Genomic DNA, 19,806 nt, shown 5'->3' with positions numbered 1-19,806 from the left:
CCTACTTGTTTTCACTTATTTGCCGACTGTTTCCTGCCATTTTTTCTTCAGCTCATCGAAGCCCTGCTCCGGTGTGATCTTGCCAAATCCGATTTGCTGAGAGATCTTGTTGTATTCGCCGACAAAGCTGCCGTAGCCTTTGGGTCTGCTCTTGAATTCATTTGCGATAGGAGCTGTCTTTTGGATCAGATCAATCTGCTGCTTCTCCACATCCGTATAAGTGAGAGCTTCCGAAACCTTTTTGGAAACCTGCGGTCCACGCGACAATCCTAAAATTTTGCCCGCTTCTACATCATTCACGAACCAGTCGATGAATTTCTTCGCCTGCTCTGGATATTTGGACTCCTTAGAAACCGCAAAAAATTGGGCAGGCAGCAGGAAGGAGCCTGATTTTACAGCTTGAGGTGTAACCATTAATCCGAATTGGCCCGGCTTTACGCCATCAATAGCACCGATGCTTGCCGCATAACCACGCTGGATCATGATGGTACCGTTCAATAAATTGTCTAGCTTTGGATCATTTTCCTTATTGGCTACCGTTACATCAATCGGAGGTACGATACCATCCTTGCGCAGCTCCGCAAACAGCTGATTGAATTTTACGAAGGTGTCTTTATCGATATTAAATTTACCGTCCGGCGTGTGCAGAAAGCCTTTGCCTTGGGCCAGCTGGTAAATCTCATATTTGTCCGTTTCATTCCCTGAGATGGAAACCGATAAATCCTGAAGCAAATACTTTCCTTTGTCCAGCTTCGGTTTCACCTCGCGCGCCAGCTTGATCAGTTCGTCCCATGTGAAGCCTTGAACGGGAACCTGAATGCCCAGCTTCTCCAGCATCACCTTATCGTAATGCAAAGCTATGGCGTTGGCACCGATCGGAATCGCGTACTGCTTGCCATCCACATTGCCGGCTTTAATCAGGGAAGGATCGATATCGGCTGTATTGATACCGCTTCCAATGTCTAATAATTGACCGCGCTGCGCGTAATCCGTCAAGATATTCGTATCGATTTGCAAAATATCGGGCAAATTTCTGGCTGCGGAGAGCGTACCCATCTTGGTCCAATACGTATCGAATCCCATATACTCAGGCTCGAATTTCACTTCAGGATGCAGCTTGGTATAAGCATCCAAAGCTTTAAGCGTAGCATCATGTCTAACTTGCGAACCGGCCCATGTAATCCGCAATTTTACTTCCGGATTTTTATCCCCGCCTTGGGCAGGCTGAGCTGTCGGACTGCCCGAACCGCACGCTGATAAGGTTAAGCTTAAGCCAAGTACCGACAGCATAGCAGCCGTCTTTTTACGTCCAAATCCCACTGTAATCACCCTTTTCTTTGTTTTCACCTTTGACACTTCATATTATAATTTAACGGCAGATTGAATCCTATAACACAAAGTTACAATTGTTTCTACAAAACAACAAAAAACGATTGTTATTTAATTAAATCCGTCGGATTATAGCCGGTATATTTTTTGAATTGCGTACTAAAATAGGAAATACTGTTATATCCAACCTTATCGGCCACCTCATAAATGTATAAATTCCCTTCAAGCAGCATACCTTTGGCCCGCTCCATACGGATTCGGGTGATGTAGTTATTAAAGGTCTCGTTCATTACATTTTTGAAAATTTGGCCCAAATAGTTTTTGGACACCTGAACCTTCTCCGCAATCATACCGAGTGTAATATCTTCCATGTAATGCTCATGGGTAAACTGGGTGATGAATTCAACTATTTTCTGATGGCGTACATTTTCATTCATATACGTGCTGTGAATGATGGTCCGCACCATCTCTTTGAGCCAGCGCTGCAGACTGTCTGTAGTATGCTCCCCGCCTGGCTCCGGCACGGGCTCAAAAGCCGGATACATGTTCTTCAGCTCGATTCCGATATCATACAGCGAATAGTTCATAATAACCCATAACTCACTCACAAACTGCTTCACATCCTGCTTATGAAACGGTTCGTCAGCCCTCAGCCCGGCTATATATTCAGCTATGAGCTGGTTGCCGTGCTCCTCTTGAACATTGCGAACGGCTTCAGCCAATTGATGGAAAAAGCGTACGGAGCTGATTTCCTGCCCCTGAATAGGCTTATCCTCTCCAAGCGTCTCGCCCTTAAGGCTGTGGCATGCCTGTTCGAACGATTCGCCCAGTTGTCTCCAGTCCTTCTGGAAGCTGCCGACCCCGGTTGCCATCGTCAGCTTGACATGATCCCGCAGAGCGAGCTCGATCTGACGACTGCTCTGGCGGGTGATCGTATGCAGCAGTTGCTCACTTTGTTCATTCGCATCCAGATGGATCAACAGCGCGTACAATCGGCTGTTCATTTCCATATATTCATACTCGATCCCGTAAGCATCGAGTATCTCACGGATCACATTCTGGATCGCAAATCGCATCAGACTGCGGTCGAAAGCATACCAATTCTTCAATCCATCCGACATTTCCAGCTCCATGCAAAGTACGACATGCACCTGCCTCTCCCATTGCTCTACCTTGACTTGAACCAGCTCCGATCGGATGATCTGCTTGCCGGCATCGCCGACCAGCAGTGATTTCAGCCATTCCTTCATTACATAAGGCTCAAAATCCTGCAGCCTCTGCTCAAGCTCCTGAGCTTCCTGTTCCTTCAGCCGCTCCTGCTCCAAATTCCCGATGACCCGCTCCAATACCTTTTTCAGGCTTTCAATCGAAATCGGCTTGCTTAAATAATCATCAACCGACAAGCGCAGCGCCTGCCTTGCATATTCAAAGTCGGAATATCCGCTCAAAATAATAAATTTTCCTTCGTACTGCTCACGACGCAGCGCTTCGAGCATTTCCAGCCCATTCATCATCGGCATGTCAATATCGCTGATCACAATATCGGGCTCTGACTGCAGAATCAGCTCCAAACCCTCCTTGCCGTCAATAGCCTCGCCTACCCACTCTGCATGCAGCTCCTTCCACGGAATTGCATATCGCATCCCCTCCAGTAAATTGGGGTCATCATCAATAATCACAACCTTCCACATGACTTAGCCTCCCTCCGGTTCTGGTCTACAGCTTCGTTTCCAGCTTTGGAATTTGAATGGTCACCCGGGTTCCCTCATGCTCCAGAGCGATTAATTCAATACTGTAATCCGAATCAAAAAACTCATTCAGCCTCGCTTGTACATTACCAATACCGTAGCCGCCAGCCGTTTTTTTCCCAATCTGCTTCGTGTTATGAAGCCCCTTCCCATCATCGGTGATCATGATTACAAGCTTCTTTTCCGTCGCGCTGACCTGGATATCCAGATTGCCGTGCTCCCTGCCGTGAAATCCATGCTTGATACTGTTTTCAACGAAAGGCTGTAGGGTCATCTTAGGAATAAACAAGGGCAGCAGCTCCTCACTGACATCGATCCGGTACTTAATTTTCTTCTCACCGAGGCGAATTTGTTGTATTTGCATATAATTTTTTACAAAGTCCAGCTCCTGCTCGACGGTTATCAAAGCTTCTCCGTCTGATAACCCTATCCGCAGCATCGCACCTGTCATCTCCAGCACGACGCTCATCCGTGTATTTCCGTCTTTAATAGCCATCCAATTCAGCTGGTCCAGCGTATTATATAGAAAATGCGGATTCATCATCGCCTGCAGCGCTTTGACCTCGGTTTCCTTTTTGCGTTTATACTGCTCTTCGAGCGACTGGTACAGCTCCTCAATCCGTGTCAGCAGCCGGTTGTAGCCCAGAAACAGCTGTCCGAACTCATTGCGGTAATCTGGAGGCAGATGACCCTTATTCAGATCAGGATATTGCTTCATGCTTCGGAGCAGCAGATAGATTGGCTTCGTAAACTGTCGGTTCAAATAGACACTGATCAGCATCACGGCAATAATCGATAGCAAACCGATCATTCCGAGCACCTTCAGCATAAACAGACTGTCCTCTGCAAGCAGCTCCCACGGCGTAATTTCCGCAACTACCCAGCCGGAGCCAGCCATCTTGGAGGAAACGACCAGAGCTGTCGAGGATGAAAACACAAGCTTTTCGACACTCGTCATTTCCTGAGCCGTCAACGGTGGTGCGCTGCCGAGCATTTTCTTGTATTCATCGTCGGTCAGCACAATGGACGAATTACCGATCTGGACAATCTTGCGTCCGGTGGAATCAACCAAAAGCCGCTGTGATAGCAAATAATGATCTCCGAGCACCGCCTGCAGCGTGGTCGCTTTCATATGAATCAGCACGACTCCGGCAAAATCACCCGATAACGAAGTCAGCTTACGCGCAAAGCTAACGACTGACTTTTTACCGTTTGGGGAATCGATCAAATGCTCGCCAACCCACAGAAAATCGTTTTTTTCCAATAACGGATACCAAGCTTCCTTGTCCAGTTCCTGAAGCGGAAGATAGGCCACCGGAGGCACAGGGGCTGGGGGCAGATTCATATAAACATGGATGCTGTCAATCATCGGTGATGAGAAGGTAAGCCCGAGCAGCGCCGAAGAAACCCGCTCCGTCAGAGCGTGTTGCTCATAAGCCTCGTTTTGATTGCCGAGCAGATTAATCACATCGGGATTTCTGGATACCGCTAAGGAAATGGACTCTGTAAAGTCCAGCTTTTCCTTAAGCCGCCCGTTTAATTCAACAAGCATTTTCTCCTGGTAACCCGAAGCGGTCTTCACGATAGCCTTAACCGAGTAGTGATAGCTGATCCAAAAAATCACGGTGAACAGGCAAAGGGCGAACACCGCAAAAGATCCGAAATATAGATAACGTATAGGAAGCTTTTTGAATAACGACTCCAAGCTCTTCGCCTCTATTCTATAGATTAGTGTCCGCCCAAAACACAAAGACCGAAATATGCCGTAAACCGGCACATTTCGGACTGGTATGCAACTGAACTTGAACTTAGCCTTTTAAACCGGAAGTTGCCATACCTTCCACGATATATCTCTGAGCCAGGAAGAAAATCAACGTTCCCGGCATGATCGACAAGAATGACATAGCGAATAGCTGGCCCCATGGCGTGCTCGATTGAGCGTCGACAAATACTTTAAGCGCCAAGCCGACAGTGTACTTGTCTATGGATTGAATATAAATCATATGTCCCAAAAAGTCATCCCAATTCCACAAGAAGCAGAAAATAGACATTGTAATTAAGGCAGGGACAAGCAGCGGTAATATAATACGCCAGTAAATTCCGAACGGCGAGCATCCGTCGATCTTGGCGGCCTCATCCAGCTCGTGAGGAATACCGCGAATAAACTGTACGAGCATAAAAATAAAGAACGAGCCGCCCACGCCGCCAGCAAGCGAATGCGGTACGATAAAAGGCAGGTACGTATCAATCCAGCCAAATTTGCTGAACATCACATACTGCGGCACAATAGTAACCTGATTTGGAAGCATCAGAGTGACCAGTACGATGGAAAACCAAAAACTTTTTAAAGGAAAATTCAATCGTGCGAACCCAAAAGCAACCAGGCTGCAAGAAAAGAGCGATGTGAACAGCACACTCAAGATCAACCGGAACGAATTCAGGTAGAAATGACCGAATGTGTAGCCTGTAATCGCGGTCCAGCCCTTCACGAAATTATCCAGGGTCGGATGCTGCGGCCAGAAGCCCGGTGAAGCCAGCTCCGCATTTGTTTTGAAAACAGCTCCCAGCCACCAAAATATTGGATAGAAGAGAATTAAACATAACACAATCAGGAACAGATGTGAAAGAATTCGACTGCGGCCCCAAGTCATCCTATTTCCCTCCTTCAGTTTCGTAATGAACCCAGCGCTTGGATGAAAAGAAGATCAAAGCCGTCACTACGCCAATAATTAACAACAAAATCCAGGCTAAAGCAGAAGCGTAACCCATTTGGTAGCGGGTAAACGCCTTTTCGAATAAATAAAGTGCGTACATATACGTAGATTCCAACGGTCCACCGCGTGTAATAATAAAAGCCTGAGTGAACATTTGAAAAGCTCCAATCGTCTGGAGGACCAGATTAAACAAAATAATCGGGGACAGCATCGGCAGTGTGACGGCGAAGAAGCTTCTAACCTTGCCTGCGCCATCCACAGCAGCCGCTTCATAAAGCTCATGAGGAATTTGCTTTAAGCCGGCCAGGAAAATAACCATCGAGGAACCGAACTGCCAAACCGCCAGAATGATCAGCGTCAACAGCGCCGTTTGGGGAATCCCGATCCAATTCATGCCTTCAATTCCAACTGTCAGCAGCAGCTGGTTGATCAAGCCATCACGACCAAATAAGTTGCTCCACAGAATCGCAACCGCGACACTTGACCCGATCAAGGAAGGAAAATAAATAACTGTACGGTAAATGAACATGCCTTTGAGCTTCATATTGAGAACAACGGCAATGAGTAGAGCTCCTGCCAGCTTAATCGGCACGGCCAGCAGAACGAAAATAAATGTAGCTTTAATCGAGTTGATAAACGACGAGTCATCAAACAGGATTTTGTGGTAGTTGTCCGTACCAATCCATTTCTCCGCTTCCAACAAGGAATAATCGGTAAACGAAAAGTAGAGGGATTGCAGCATGGGCCAAAACGTAAGTAAAAAGAATCCCAGCAACCATGGTGAAATAAACAAATACCCTTGTAAATAAGACTGCCATTGCTTTTGTTTGTTCGCTGCTGCAAGTTTTGTCATGTGCTAATTCACCTCGTTTAATTTGGTCTTTTGCAGGTTTTCGAAATATACATTATCCGGTAAAGCCATTTTTCCTACACCCCTTCTGTTGCCTTTCAGCTATCAAGTATAGGATTAATTATAAAGCATAAAGAAGCCGTCCAGAGGCATGATCTTTTTAAGATAGTAACGAAACTTCTCAATAACTAACGTTTCCGGACAGCCATTTGAATTGAGTCCCATTCTATATACACATTGCCCGGTACACGTCCCTCTTTATCTCCGACCAACTTGGACTAAGAGAAATCCCCCTGGATCTTTGCATGAATCCCGTAAAACCTTACTTTCACTGTGCAACTTTATCGATAGTTAGTCGAACTGATCCTTGTCCAGCATTGGCTCCTTTGCCTATTGAGATCAACATAACAGTTATGAAACGATCAGCTTCTAGACCAAAAGCTTCGGCAATCCGGCCCTGGATTGTCTCGTATCCATGTGCACGGGCAGACAGCACCAGTTGCATGGAGACGAGACCACTGTCGATAAAAACAGATTCCTTCTTCGCTTCGAGATGACGGGGCAAGCGCAGCTTCCGTAAGAATTTCCTTCAGAAAACTTTCATTAAATTAAGGTATGTCAATTGGATCAAAGGTGCAAAATTAGTTTTCTTTCATATGATGAGATAAAACCTGCAATGAAAGGAATTCATACTCATGGAATATTTTGATATGCTGGCTAAATTAGGAATTGGCAATGCTCATCCAGGAGGGTTTGCAGCAACTTTAAAGCAACTTGAACAATATCCTCTACCAACTAATTCTCGAATCCTTGAAGTTGGTTGTGGCACAGGCAGAACATCTTGTTATGTAGCTGCTCAGGGTCATGATGTAATAGGTATAGATATTCGCCCAGATATGATCGCAAAAGCAAAAATACGGGCTGAAAAAGAGAATCTCTCCATTCAATTTATGGAAGGAGACGCAAGCTCACTTCCTTTTCCTAATGAATCATTTGATGTGATTCTTGTTGAATCTGTATCCATATTCACGGATACTGATAAGGCATTATCGGAATATTATAGGGTTTTGCGTTCTGGAGGCAAACTTTTTGACAGAGAAATGATGTTACGCAATCCAATGCCTATGGAAGTCAACGAAGAAATTACAACCTTTTATCACATTGAGAAGCTATGGGACATTAATGATTGGTCAGCATTAGTAAAAACAATAGGATTTAATCGATCACAGATAGAGGGACCATTCTTGTTTCCTGAAACCAGTGAGGATCTTTTTGAGCACCCAGACCCATATCAACAGATTGATGTTAGTTCGTTTCTTGACATCCAAATTTGGGAAGTAACAAGTAAGTACAACGATATAATGGACAGATTTCGAGAATACATCGGATTTATTCTTATTATTGGAACTAAATAAATTAAAAGAAAGAACAATAGCCTAGAAGAATTAGGCTATTGTTCTTTCTTTATTCTCACTTTTCAATTAAATAAAGAAACCAACCGACAACACGATCACCAACAAAATGTAAAGAACCAAAATTTCTGCAGTGGAAGTTCTGTTTCCAATACCAACACAGCTCATCGATTATCCCTCCTTTTTGCTTACAATGTAATGATATGCATTGTCCGTCCAGAATGTATGGATTGTAACCTAAATAATATGGAGGAATCAAAATTATATGGTGAAAACCCCCGATCGGCATTTGCCAACCAGGGGTTTTCCTTGAACGCCTAGCTTGTTTATAGCGAAGTGATAGCTGCTTACTTCACATCAACATCAAAGGATGCTTGTTCGCCACTTGGTGCAATGACGTTGACTTTGAAGCTCGTCACATCGTCAGCCGCGCCTGTATATTGGATGAAGCCAGTGTTTTCATCCACGCTTACTACATCTGGGTTCGCGCCGCTAATATCGGATACGTAGAAGCTAAGTTTAAGCAATTCGTTGCCGTTGTAGCCGACCCCTTTTGATCGTACAAGCATATTGTCGTTCGCTTGGCCTTCTTCATTCATCGTTCCCGGCGCGTTCTCGCCGACGATTTCGTCACCGTATTGATCAAGTGCCGTCAGTTTCTCACCGAGCTTCGCGTCCCATAGATACAAGCCGGCTTGCAGATCGGCCATGGACACGGATTTGCCTGTTTTCTTCAGCGTCAAGCTGCTTACGGCTGGCGCTTCTTTCTTCGTACTTACTTTCAATGATGAAGTTTGCATATTTTTCTTGCCATCATAGAACATAACCGTTACGGCTGCTTGGCCTTCCTTGCCGCCTGCAATGTAGTGAGTGCTGTCTCTATCCTTCGATTTGCTTGCAACGTCCGCTACTTGCGGATCACTCGATGTCAGTGACACGATATTGGATGAGACTTTGACTTCGTCACCTTTGTCTTTGGTCGCACGAATTTTCACTTCTTTGGTAAATGGCTTGTACGTATCGTACATAGTGCTTGCCCCTTGCGCACCGGTTCCGACCGACATGAAGTCGTCCGCGGCCAGCATGGTGTTATCTATCGATTTATCCAGGTACGCTTCGTACGTCAGGTTCGTGTTCACATTCGAAGGATCGAGCACTTCCATCGTCGTGGACAAGTTGTTCACTTCAACATAAGAATTGCCATTAATCGTCACCGTACCCGTGCTATCCAGCTTGTACAGCGTCGCTTTGTACGTGTAGTTGGCCGCTTTCGCATCTGCTGCCGTGTAAAATTTGAACGATTTGTTGTAGATGGAGTCATTCGATGTGTCTGAGCTGTCAGCTGCCAAATGGAAATCCCTCGTAACTGCTTGTCCGATCTTCGTCGGCTGCAGCACATACTTACGCGCGGAAGTCGCGTCGCTTTCGTCCACACGCTGCGCACTAGACAAGCTGGTTGCAGCCAGGCTGGCTTCATCTCCACCACTCGCCGTCAGCGAGTAACGCACAAGATATTGACCGTTCGCATCGTATTTCAGCTCACTGCCGTATTGGTCGTACAACTTTATTTTCATTTCATTGTCAGTGCCGGCAGTCATATATTTTGCCGGTGCTTGGGAGAACATAATTGTATCGGCTTTGCGCTCGTCATTCACATTCACCTTCAATTGCGTTTGAACCTGCGGGTTGTCCTTCAACTGCACCGTAATGATCGAGCTGCCTTTTGTGTTGACATCGGCGATCGCAATCTTACCCTTATTGCTGCCGGAGTTCGAGATCGGCTGATCAGCAAGTGTTACGCCACCGCTGGAATATATCGTAAATTTATCACGGTTGTCATAAATGTCCTGCGCCGATAGCGTGTTGCCTTGGTCGTCCTTCACGATCAATGGCAAGTATAACTTGGCATCAAGGCTCTCATCGCCACTTGGCGCGTCACCTTTAGCCAGTGTGTAAGAGTATGTCCCAAATTGAACGGAGCCAGGTACGTTCGTCGCTATGATGGGAACGGTTTTTGTGACGGATTCGCCGGACCCATTCGCGAATACGGTCACAACTACGTCCTTCACTTTGTCGCTAATCGCACGCAGCTTCAGGTCAGCCGCATCATCACCCACAGCGTTGTCGACGAACGCACCGGATTCTCCCTCGTTACCTTTGTCCAAATCGGAGTCGGAGAAGGTAACGGTGACACCCTTGTTCAACTCGTCCAACGTATCCACGCGCAGACCGTATTGATCGTAGACTTTCAGGTCAAGATAAGCGTAGCTGTTCGATTCGATGGAGCTTACTACACTACCGGACGTGCCAAGAAGGTCACCCAGCTCAACCTTGGACACGATACGCGCATCGCCAATGGTGAACACTTTGTTCGCTTGAGTGCCGCTGTCCTGGTGAATGACGGTCAGTGACAAGCGGTCATCGCGGTTCAGCGTAGACGGCAGGGTCAGGTAGAACGCCTGCTCGCCTCCAATTGGCGTTACTGATCCGAGGCTGGCATGCAGGTCAAATTCGCTAGCTGATACCGACGATTGCTTACCGTATTGGTTTGTTGCCTTGAAGTCAATACGCAGCTTCGCCGATGGGTTATTAGGCAAGGTATCAGATGTGGTCACCAGTTCGATCTTCGCTATTTTCTCTTTCACTGTTGTCGCCTTCGCCGTTTGGCCAGCTTCGTCGATACTGCTCAATCCGCCGAGTGTCGCGGTCCAGGAAGCATCATCAAATTTAGTATAAAAGGTTAGCATTGCGGTAGACTTATCCGCGCTCCAGGATGTCGTGTAGCCATCGGCTACCGGCAATCCGTTTTTCGTCAGCGCAAAGGTAACGGCAGAGGTATCAGCGACTACGCCGTTAAGCCGAATGGACAGTACGTTCGCATCGGTAGCTTTCATCGAAGCAATCGCGTATTTACCACTAAATACCGATTTAATCTGGTATTTCGATTCATAGGAAGCCATCGCGAGCAGTTCGCGGCTTGCTGCTGTCGTGCCGCCGAACGTGCCGTTGGTGCTATTGCTCATCAATCCGCGGTCTAGCGCAAGTGCCACGTAACCGTTCGCCCAGTCGGAGACGGAAGCATCCTGTATGGCTGTTATATTCTGCGCATTTTCCTCAAGACCAAGACCACGAAGCAGGAAAGCTGCCAGCTGTTCTTTTGTTACTTGCCCGGTTGGATCGTATTTGCCTTCAGCGACTCCGTCGGTAATGCCCGCTTTGACGATCGCTTCGATATAAGGCATTGCGTAGCCATTGGCCGGGTCATCGCCGCTCACATCGGAGAAGCTTGAGGTCGTCAATGTCATATCGACCGGCAAGCCGAAGATGAGCGCAGCCACCTTCGCGAATTGAGCGCGGTTCATGTTTTCTTTCAAGCCAAATGTGCCTTCTGCAATACCGTCAAACACGCCAGTGGCGATCAATTCATCATATTTCTCTTTCGTTACGTTGTCCAGGTTCATGAGGTCCGTAAAATCTTTGGATGATTTCGCCTTTGTTGTCGTTGTCGCTGCTAATGCAGAGGAGGAGAACATCGAGAACGCTATAGCCAAAGATAGAATCGTTGACAAAGTTTTTTTCATATGTTGAATGACCTCCTAGGTTTTTGGTCCCCTGTGGGGCGGTTGAGTAAACTGGGTCGTCTTCGAAAAGTGTTTGTGTTGTTGTGTGTATGAGCCCGTTTCTTCCTGTCGTATAAAACCGCCGGTGCATGCAAAATAGCGATACACCAGTCGGTTTATCCAAAACACACAATATCATTCTTTCAGAACGAATCGTCTGCTTGCTAGGCGCTCATTCGCGCCGCCGTCTGTTGTGTCGCTTGTCACGAGACTTAGTATACTAGATTATCGTCGTCCGCGTCATTGCTAACTATTTGGCAAAACTCCCAACGATGCGAGCGGTCCGCATCTGTTCATGTAAAAATATTCCATTACCTTGTCATCGCTGGGATCGCACCGCACATCGGTTGGTGTATGAAATATGTATACCCCCTGGTCCATGTTCAGCATCAGAACCCGATAAAATCATGAATCAGATTACTTTTTTCTTTTTTCGTTGCTCAGAAAGAGAAAAGAAGGTACAATGGCAAGTAAGTTCTGTCTTTATATTGTTTTATATTTGGTTAAGCGCTTTTCTTCATTCATGATTCACCATGAAACAAACATAAACAAAAAGGAGCAACTGCCATGCAGGATACCATCCAACACGAATTAAAAAAAGTCATCAATCAGCTGTTACATTTAAAAAGACCCGACAACGAAAGCCATTTAAAGGAATTGGCTGCCGATGGTAAAGCCTTGGGGTACTTTCCCCGCGATTTTGGAATGGACGAATGGGACTGGCCGCAGGGCATCGGCTTGTACGGCTTAAATAAACTCACGAATCAAGAGGGCTTTGACGGGTATCAGGACTTCTTTGTGAAGTGGTCCAACGAACAGATCGAGCGTGGGCTGCCCCTCAAAAATGTTAATACAACAGCACCTTTACTTACCCTGATGGACCTGCCCAGCGTGGAGAAGCTTGCTTTGGAATGGATGCAATGGGTTGAAAATGAGTGTCCGCGGACGAAGGAGAATGGGATTCAGCATGTAACCTCCGGCAATACTTCGAAGTTCGAGCTAAATCTGCACGATCAAGAAATTTGGATCGACACTTTGTTTATGGTTGTGTTGTTCACCGCCAAAATGGGCAAAAAATATAATAATCCGGGTTGGATGAACGAGGCGACCTACCAATTTGCAACTCATATCAAACATATCTTTAATCCCGGGAATTCTTTGTTCTTCCATGGCTACGATTTCAATCATCAAAACAATTTCAGCGCAGCGCATTGGTGCCGGGGAAATAGTTGGTTTACATTGGCCGCCCCTGAGTTTTTGGAAATTATGCAGGAGTCCATAACTGAGGAGTCCCGTGACCTTATATTCGACACGTATAAGGCCCAAGTAGATAAATTGGTTGAATTGCAGCATGCGAACGGACTTTGGCACACTCTGCTTGACGATAAGGACAGCTATACAGAGGTATCAGGCTCTGCTGCGATTACTGCAGGCATCCTCAAGGGGATCCGCCTTGGCTTATTGGATTCCAGCTACCTAGCAACATGCCGTAAAGCGATTGCCGCGGTGCTGGAGAACATCTCCGAAGACGGTACGGTGTTAAACGTCTCAGGGGGAACTCCGGTCTGTCAGCATAAGGAAGACTATAAAAAGATCGTCTTCGCGCCGACTGCCTACGGGCAAGCTTTAGTGATCGTGCTGTTGGCCGAAGCTCTGTATCATACTGAACTGTAAGAGTGAATTTTCAATAAAGCTTGAGTATTCAAGCTTTATTTTTTGTCACCGGAAGAGTTTATGGTACAACGGCGTTGCTATGAGCCTGCCTCTGAATTCTATTTTTTTGAATATTATCGGTACCCAGAAGCATTCGCTGGTTTGCCTGCATCCTGCACTTCTACTAGATACCGCCAGCAGTCAGGCTGTGAGCCGTCAAGATCACAAAAACCATAACAGGTACGTTCCAATGTGCCAAATATTCAACCCTCCACACATCGTTGACCAGGATGTCCAGTCTTCCCTGTTCATTCTCAATGCGAGAAATTAGAGCCTGAACCTGACGCACGCAAAAAAAGGAGCCCGGGCTCCCTTTTGGAAAATTAATGCATAGGACTCATCGCCGCACGGTTGACAACGACGCGGCGGATAAAGAACGCTATGGTTAGACCGATAATCGTCACGATCATCGCGAAAAAGAATACATTCTGCGAGCCGAATGTCATCGCATTCGCCATTTCGGTCAGCTCTTTCGGCGCGGGGGAGTTGTGCAAGTACTTTTCCATACCTTTTGTAAGGATGCTTATTGCTACCGCCGTGCCGATCGCGCCTGCGACCTGCTGCAGCGTGTTCATGACCGCTGTGCCGTGCGGATACAGCTCTGGTGGCAACTGGTTCAGGCCATTGGTCTGCGCTGGCATCCAAACCATGGAAATACCGACCATTAGACCGATATGCAAGGCGACGATCAAGGTGATCGAAGAAGCCAATGTAATGCTGGAGAAAAACCACAACATAGCTGCGACGATGAAAAGTCCAGGAATGACGAGCCACTTTGGTCCATACTTATCGAACAAGCGTCCCATTTGTGGTGACAGGATTCCATTCAGCGCACTGCCAGGCAGCAGCATGAGCCCAGCAGTGAACGCGGACAGTTTCATGCCATTCTGCAGATACATCGGCAGAATAATCATGGTAGACAAAATGATCATCATACATGACAATACCATAAGTAGCCCCACGATGAACATCGGGTACTTGAAAACACGCAAGTTCATCATCGGCTCGCGCATGAAGATTTGCCGCAGAACGAACAACGCGAGCGCGACTAACCCGATGACAATCGATGCGACCACAACTGCGCTGGTCCAGCCTTGCTCACCTTCACCTGCCTTACTGAAGCCGAACACGACGCCACCAAAGCCGATCGTGGACAATACGATCGATAATAGATCGATGCGGGGCTTCGTAAGTTCTGTAACATTTTCCAAATACTTTAACCCTACCAACAGACCTATGACCAAAAACGGCAGTGAGAGCCAGAAAATGTAGTGCCATGTTAAATATTCGATCAGGATACCCGCCACAGTGGGGCCGGTCGCTGGAGCGAACATGATGACGAGACCGACGAAGCCCATAGCAGCCCCACGCTTCTCCGGCGGATAGACGATAAGGATCGTATTGAACATGAGCGGAATTAACAAGCCCATACCAACCGCTTGCAGAACGCGAGCTACCATTAACATTTCGAAATTGAAGGCTATCGCCGCAATCAACGTGCCTATGATTGAACTCGCGAGTGAGGCGATGAACAATTGTCTTGTTGTAAACCATTGCAGCAGCAGCCCCGTCATCGGCATCAAAATACCTAGCGTCAGCAGGAACCCCGTCGTTAACCACTGAGCGGTCGCGGCTGAAATTTGGAACACGTCCATTAAATTACTGATCGCGATGTTGAGTGCCGTCTCGCTGAACATGCCGACGAAGCCACAGATGAGCAGCGACGCCATGATGGCTCGCGTATTGTATTGCTTCATTATCGATTCCACTTTCCTCTCCAGAAAAATCTCTAATTTGAAAGCGATTCTGTTCGCTCACTAACTGTTAGAATAATAGTAACAGTTACTCATGTCAATACCAGGAGCATATTTTAATTGTAAATAAAAGAAATTAGTCTTATTGTTCTGAAAAAAAACCAAATGAATTATGAAATCAACCAACCGGATAAAATATTAACATTAAATCATTCCGTATGGCAAATCCATCCCGCAAAAAGTCCAGTAGAGTAAAAACGGGTTATTTTCATAAAGCCGGATTCTGCCAACAATTCTTCGATTTGTTTTTCAGGAAGTAAAGAAAGCCTCGTAATTGCGCTTCTCACCATCTCGTCAACTTCGGATGATTCGCGGCCGGCATCTATCCAGAAGCTTTTCCATACATTTAATCTCGCTTGAAGTTCAGATTCGTCATGGTTTCCATACGCGCTTACGAGTATGAAAGGGGCTCCCGACTTTAGTTTATCCTTTATGGATCCAAGCAGCTTCAACTTTTCTTGAACATCGTCAATGAAGTGAAGAACCAAAATACAGCTTGCCGCGTCGAACTTCAAGTGTGTCTTAGGAAGGTCATCAGTCGTTCCTTGGATGAGACTGACGCGGCTTTCTAAGCCTAGTTCAACCACTTTATGCTTAGCAATCTTAAGCATCTCTTCCGAAGGATCGACTCCAGTAAAGGTCCATCCCGGGTTAGATGGTCCCCACGCAGAAAGTTCATTGCCACCACCCGCGCCGATCAGGAGCAAAGATGCCGCTTTTTCGCCCAATTGTACTCGATAATAAGATTGAATCATCGCGAATAACGAGTTATATGTGGGAATCGAGATTCGAGTATTTTTCTCGTATACAGCCGCCATTTTTGAATTGAATGTAAGATCTTCAGTCATTGTTATGCCCCCCATCGTCTTAAATCAATCTTCCGTTTTTCAACGTTTCCATTAAAGATATAACAGACTTGTTATATCCTTAATACTTTAAAAAAGAACGGATCTTTACTCCGTCATCATTAATTTTGCCATATCGGCTATTTTTTTGTTCTCCAGATACTGCTCCATCTGACGTTCGGCGTCGATAACAACCTGCTGGATCAGACATTCGCTTCCGTGATTCAGGCTACATTCGAATAAGGAAGCGGTCCCTTCGATCGCATGGATGATATCGAGAAAAGAAATATCTTCCTGCTTCCGTCTGAGGCGGTATCCACCGTTTGCGCCGGGCGCGGACTGAATCAATCCTGCCTTAACTAGCTTGGTCATCATCTTCGACAGATAGGTTTGCGAAACACCCAGCTTCTCAGCGAGCAATTGCACGCCAACAGGCTTATCGTGCGCCGCCGTTACCATATAGAGCATCGCATGAAGCGCATAATCGGTCGCCTGAGAATATTTCATTAAGCACCTCCATTAAAGACTTTACGAACCCATAATAACTCCAATGTTTCTAAAAGGCAAGCATTTATTCCGAACATCGCTCATTGCCCCAGTATCCAAGCAGCTTTGTCATTGCGTGATCCTGCCCGTTCATAATAGGAGATCAACCAGAACCTGCTGGTTGATCCTTTTTTTGAAAATATCGTATAAATTAGTATGTTTCAGTTTCAACTTGATTCTAAAGGAAGAGAATCGGCATTCAGAGACTGTTTGTTTTTCAACAAACGTTTTACAAAAAAAATGAAAAATATTAAGGAAAACGCAACGGACACGGCACTGACCGCGAACAATATTTGGTAGCTTGTGTACTGTGAGACCCAGCCCAGGATGATCGCACCTAGCCCGATGCCAAGATCATTAGCAGTCGCTATAGAGGCGTTGGCAACGCCTTTACGGTCCGAACGGGCCAGACGTATCGTTGCCGCTTGAAGAGCAGGCTGCGCGGAACCAAATCCGATGCCATATATAATCGCCGATACTAGCACGCCAATCAAACCGGTCGAGAGGCTCAAGACAATCAAAGCACAAATCGTAATCACAAGTGCCGGTACAATGACAAACATCTCTCCATATCGATCAGAAAGTTTTCCCGAAATGGGACGGCTGAGCGCAAGTGATGCAGCGAAGGCCAGAAAGAACGCGCCGGAATTGACATGGATGGAGTCAGCGAACAGCGGAACAAAGGTGGTAATGCCGCCGTAAGCGATAAACAGAAAAAAGACCGATGCGGCAACGGGCAAGACCGATTTTTCGAACAATTCGATTCTTCTTGCGCCAGTTTGCGGCCGGAAAGGCATTTTGGCACCAAGCGTCAGGAGCAGCGCTGCAGCAGAGAGTACGACAGCGAACACAAACAATGCGCTATACGATAGGTTCTGTGTAACCCAGATGCCGAACAACGGGCCGATTGCCATGGCCAGGGTCATGGACGTGCTAAACCAACCCATTCCCTCGCCTCGGCGGGTGGATGGGATCATATCCGTAATCGCCGTGATCGTGGCGGTTGTGGAAACGGCCCAGCTCATCCCGTGCAAAATTCGGAGCCCCATCAGAACGACAATTCCCCCCACCCAGTTATACATATACATCACCAAGGTGAAAAGAAGCAATCCCCAAACAATAAACGGACGCCTGCCGAACCGATCTAGCAGCCCGCCGACGAGTGGCCGGAAAATCACGGCGGACAACATAAACGCGCCCATCGCCAGACCAACCTGCGATTCGTTGCCTCCCATCTGTTTAATAAACAGCGGCAATGTCGGGTACAGCATATAAAAAGCGTTAAATAGAAATAGATTTCCTATAGTCATTAGAATAAATGGTTTCGTCCATAGTCGTTCCACTGTTCTTTCCTCCTCAAGATCAGACATTATCGAAAACCAATTATTCGGTGAGATACCCCCTTCTCATTTGTTTTCGTTCAAATTAAACATCGAATTTATAATAGCTCTTGATACATTAATGAACTTACGTCTATAATTATAAACAGATACAGAACATCTGCAATTGTTAAATGAGCGTGATTTGTAAAGTAATGAACAACTGCTTACTAATTGTTAATTATTTATGAAAGCTTGGTGACCGCCAATTGGCTAAAGTGGATCGAAGAATACTCAAAACGCAGGTAGCGTTAAAAAAAGCTGTTATTGATCTGATGTCAGAAAAGAATTTTGATGACATTACGATACAGGATCTTTCCGACAGGGCGAATGTGAGCCGCGGGACCATCTATCTTCATTATTTAGATAAATTTGATCTGCTGGATAAACTCGTTGAAGAACATATAGACGTTTTGAGGGAAACGTGCAGAGAAGCATCTGAATTGAGTTTTACCGAATCGACTCTGATCTGGACCGAATACTTTGAACGTAATTATTCATTCTTTTCGATGATGTTAGCGAGTAAAGGCGCTCCTTATTTTCGTGGACGGTTTCTTGACTTACTTATCGAAGAATTGGTCAACGAGGCCAATGTAACCACTGGAAAGAACAAGGGGTTAAATGAAGATCTTCTCGTTAGGTTTGCTGCATCTGCTTTCGTAGGGGTAGTAGAATGGTGGTTTACTAATGAAAAACCTGTCCCCCACCATGTCTTGGCAGAACAACTGGGGACATTGCTAGAGAGAAATCTGTAATCGGTACCTAACCTTATTATGCAATAAAAGAAAAACACTCTGGTATCTTAATTGTCTTAAATGATTGCCTAATTCTCTCACTACCACTTACGTTACATACGTATATGCCTTATAATTGAAAAATGGATAAACACTAAGGAGGCGCCTATGTCTGAAGAAATACTACAACGGCAGAATGAAATCGCCAAACTGATTGAGCGTCATTCGGATCAGGACGGAGTTTACAAGACCGCTATCCCATCTTTGTTTATTATTCACCGCTCTAATGTGACCGAGCCCGTCTATAGAGTTTACAAGCCTTGCTTATGCTTCATAGCTCAAGGTTCGAAAGAGATATTGCTCGCACAGGAGCGTTATGAGTATGGTCCTGCCGACTACCTTATTTCGTCCATGAACTTGCCAGTAATTGGCCGGGTCATCAAGGCTTCATCCGATGCACCATACGTGAGTTTCAAACTTGAATTTACAGAGAGGCAAATTTTAGAGGTTTTAAATGAATCTGAAATTCAAATCACCCCGAAAGAAAATGCTAAGCGAGCTATGTTTGTCGGGCAGATAGAGTTACCTATACTGGATGCGATACTCAGGTTAGCTCGTCTGCTGGATAATCCCCAAGACATTCCTTTCCTTGCTCCTGTCTACACAAGGGAAATTCTATACAGGCTTCTGCAAGGGCAGTACGGAGTTGCGCTGGCACAAATCGCTATGGAAGGAAGCAGCACCTATCGAATTAGCGATGCTATTGAACAGATTATCAATGACTGTGATAAGCCCTTGCGAATTGAAGAGCTTGCAGAACTAGCCAGTATGAGTATTTCTTCGTTTCACAGACACTTTAAAGAAGTAACTGCAATGAGCCCTATTCAGTTTCAAAAACAGCTCCGATTGCAGGAAGCTCGGCGCCTGTTATTATCTGAGTCAGCGGATGCTGCTGATGTCGCATTCCGGGTAGGCTATGAAAGTGCATCCCAATTCAGCCGCGAATATTCTCGTATGTTTGGTTCTCCTCCCAGAGCAGACATAAAGCGTCTGAAGGAAAAATATGACCAAAGACTACACGTAAGATGATTGTTCCCAGATT

14 protein-coding genes and 2 pseudogenes are annotated in these 19,806 nt (G+C 46.1%); 4 read left to right on the top strand and 12 right to left on the bottom strand.

Annotated features, from left to right (window positions below; all coding sequences use genetic code 11):
- Positions 1-15: 15 nt before the first annotated feature.
- The 6 genes and pseudogenes from OB236_RS09240 to OB236_RS09215 all read right to left on the bottom strand — a co-directional run.
- Positions 16-1,347, bottom strand: coding sequence for an ABC transporter substrate-binding protein (locus OB236_RS09240; RefSeq protein WP_262683707.1), 1,332 nt, complete (start codon positions 1,345-1,347; stop codon positions 16-18).
- 89 nt (positions 1,348-1,436) lie between these two features.
- Positions 1,437-3,020 (bottom strand): response regulator transcription factor, encoded by a 1,584-nt coding sequence (locus OB236_RS09235; RefSeq protein ID WP_262683706.1) that lies wholly within the window; start codon positions 3,018-3,020, stop codon positions 1,437-1,439.
- Between the two features lie 25 nt (positions 3,021-3,045).
- Positions 3,046-4,782, bottom strand: coding sequence for a sensor histidine kinase (locus OB236_RS09230; RefSeq protein ID WP_262683705.1), 1,737 nt, complete (start codon positions 4,780-4,782; stop codon positions 3,046-3,048).
- A 103-nt stretch (positions 4,783-4,885) separates the two neighbouring features.
- On the bottom strand, positions 4,886-5,728 hold the full coding sequence (locus tag OB236_RS09225; RefSeq protein ID WP_076236233.1) for a carbohydrate ABC transporter permease: 843 nt from the start codon (positions 5,726-5,728) through the stop codon (positions 4,886-4,888).
- Between the two features lies 1 nt (position 5,729).
- Positions 5,730-6,644, bottom strand: coding sequence for a carbohydrate ABC transporter permease (locus tag OB236_RS09220; protein ID WP_262683704.1), 915 nt, complete (start codon positions 6,642-6,644; stop codon positions 5,730-5,732).
- A gap of 325 nt (positions 6,645-6,969) precedes the next feature.
- Positions 6,970-7,191, bottom strand: a pseudogene (locus OB236_RS09215) (nitroreductase family protein); the annotation flags it as partial.
- A gap of 145 nt (positions 7,192-7,336) precedes the next feature.
- Here OB236_RS09215 and OB236_RS09210 point away from each other — a divergent pair.
- Positions 7,337-8,056 carry a class I SAM-dependent methyltransferase gene (locus OB236_RS09210; RefSeq protein ID WP_262683703.1) on the top strand — a complete coding sequence of 240 codons (720 nt, stop codon included), beginning with the start codon at positions 7,337-7,339 and terminating at the stop codon, positions 8,054-8,056.
- A gap of 344 nt (positions 8,057-8,400) precedes the next feature.
- Here OB236_RS09210 and OB236_RS09205 read toward each other — a convergent pair whose 3' ends face one another.
- A complete protein-coding gene (locus tag OB236_RS09205) occupies positions 8,401-11,634 on the bottom strand; it encodes an S-layer homology domain-containing protein (RefSeq protein ID WP_262683702.1) in 3,234 nt (1,077 codons plus the stop codon).
- A 606-nt stretch (positions 11,635-12,240) separates the two neighbouring features.
- Between OB236_RS09205 and OB236_RS09200 the strand changes: the two genes are divergently transcribed.
- Positions 12,241-13,347: a glycoside hydrolase family 88/105 protein gene (locus OB236_RS09200; RefSeq protein ID WP_262683701.1), complete on the top strand. Its 1,107-nt coding sequence runs from the start codon at positions 12,241-12,243 to the stop codon at positions 13,345-13,347.
- A gap of 113 nt (positions 13,348-13,460) precedes the next feature.
- Here the strand turns inward: OB236_RS09200 and OB236_RS09195 are convergent.
- The 5 genes and pseudogenes from OB236_RS09195 to OB236_RS09175 form a co-directional block, all read right to left on the bottom strand.
- Positions 13,461-13,562, bottom strand: a pseudogene (locus OB236_RS09195) (short-chain dehydrogenase); the annotation flags it as partial.
- A 147-nt stretch (positions 13,563-13,709) separates the two neighbouring features.
- Positions 13,710-15,173 carry a DHA2 family efflux MFS transporter permease subunit gene (locus tag OB236_RS09190; RefSeq protein ID WP_408638433.1) on the bottom strand — a complete coding sequence of 488 codons (1,464 nt, stop codon included), beginning with the start codon at positions 15,171-15,173 and terminating at the stop codon, positions 13,710-13,712.
- Positions 15,174-15,349: 176 nt separating this feature from the next.
- A complete protein-coding gene (locus tag OB236_RS09185) occupies positions 15,350-16,048 on the bottom strand; it encodes a class I SAM-dependent methyltransferase (protein WP_262683699.1) in 699 nt (232 codons plus the stop codon).
- Between the two features lie 105 nt (positions 16,049-16,153).
- Positions 16,154-16,552 carry an RrF2 family transcriptional regulator gene (locus OB236_RS09180; RefSeq protein ID WP_262683698.1) on the bottom strand — a complete coding sequence of 133 codons (399 nt, stop codon included), beginning with the start codon at positions 16,550-16,552 and terminating at the stop codon, positions 16,154-16,156.
- Positions 16,553-16,758: 206 nt separating this feature from the next.
- Positions 16,759-17,934: an MFS transporter gene (locus OB236_RS09175; protein WP_262683697.1), complete on the bottom strand. Its 1,176-nt coding sequence runs from the start codon at positions 17,932-17,934 to the stop codon at positions 16,759-16,761.
- A gap of 245 nt (positions 17,935-18,179) precedes the next feature.
- Here OB236_RS09175 and OB236_RS09170 point away from each other — a divergent pair, with 245 nt between their 5' ends.
- Positions 18,180-18,725: a TetR/AcrR family transcriptional regulator gene (locus OB236_RS09170; protein WP_262683696.1), complete on the top strand. Its 546-nt coding sequence runs from the start codon at positions 18,180-18,182 to the stop codon at positions 18,723-18,725.
- 147 nt (positions 18,726-18,872) lie between these two features.
- Positions 18,873-19,793, top strand: coding sequence for an AraC family transcriptional regulator (locus tag OB236_RS09165; protein WP_262683695.1), 921 nt, complete (start codon positions 18,873-18,875; stop codon positions 19,791-19,793).
- Positions 19,794-19,806: the final 13 nt, after the last annotated feature.

This window comes from Paenibacillus baimaensis, assembly GCF_025567575.1.
The sequence above is the reverse complement of the archived record's forward strand: the minus strand, read 5'-3'. Positions and strand labels throughout refer to the sequence as shown.

What these genes read in the sequence shown, in the direction of transcription:
- OB236_RS09165 (WP_262683695.1), top strand. Translation starts at nt 18,873, where the DNA reads ATGTCTGAAGAAATACTACAACGGCAGAATGAAATCGCCAAACTGATT.
- OB236_RS09225 (WP_076236233.1), bottom strand. Translation starts at nt 5,728, where the DNA reads ATGACTTGGGGCCGCAGTCGAATTCTTTCACATCTGTTCCTGATTGTG.
- OB236_RS09185 (WP_262683699.1), bottom strand. Translation starts at nt 16,048, where the DNA reads ATGACTGAAGATCTTACATTCAATTCAAAAATGGCGGCTGTATACGAG.
- OB236_RS09200 (WP_262683701.1), top strand. Translation starts at nt 12,241, where the DNA reads ATGCAGGATACCATCCAACACGAATTAAAAAAAGTCATCAATCAGCTG.
- OB236_RS09220 (WP_262683704.1), bottom strand. Translation starts at nt 6,644, where the DNA reads ATGACAAAACTTGCAGCAGCGAACAAACAAAAGCAATGGCAGTCTTAT.
- OB236_RS09205 (WP_262683702.1), bottom strand. Translation starts at nt 11,634, where the DNA reads ATGAAAAAAACTTTGTCAACGATTCTATCTTTGGCTATAGCGTTCTCG.
- OB236_RS09210 (WP_262683703.1), top strand. Translation starts at nt 7,337, where the DNA reads ATGGAATATTTTGATATGCTGGCTAAATTAGGAATTGGCAATGCTCAT.
- OB236_RS09180 (WP_262683698.1), bottom strand. Translation starts at nt 16,552, where the DNA reads ATGAAATATTCTCAGGCGACCGATTATGCGCTTCATGCGATGCTCTAT.
- OB236_RS09235 (WP_262683706.1), bottom strand. Translation starts at nt 3,020, where the DNA reads ATGTGGAAGGTTGTGATTATTGATGATGACCCCAATTTACTGGAGGGG.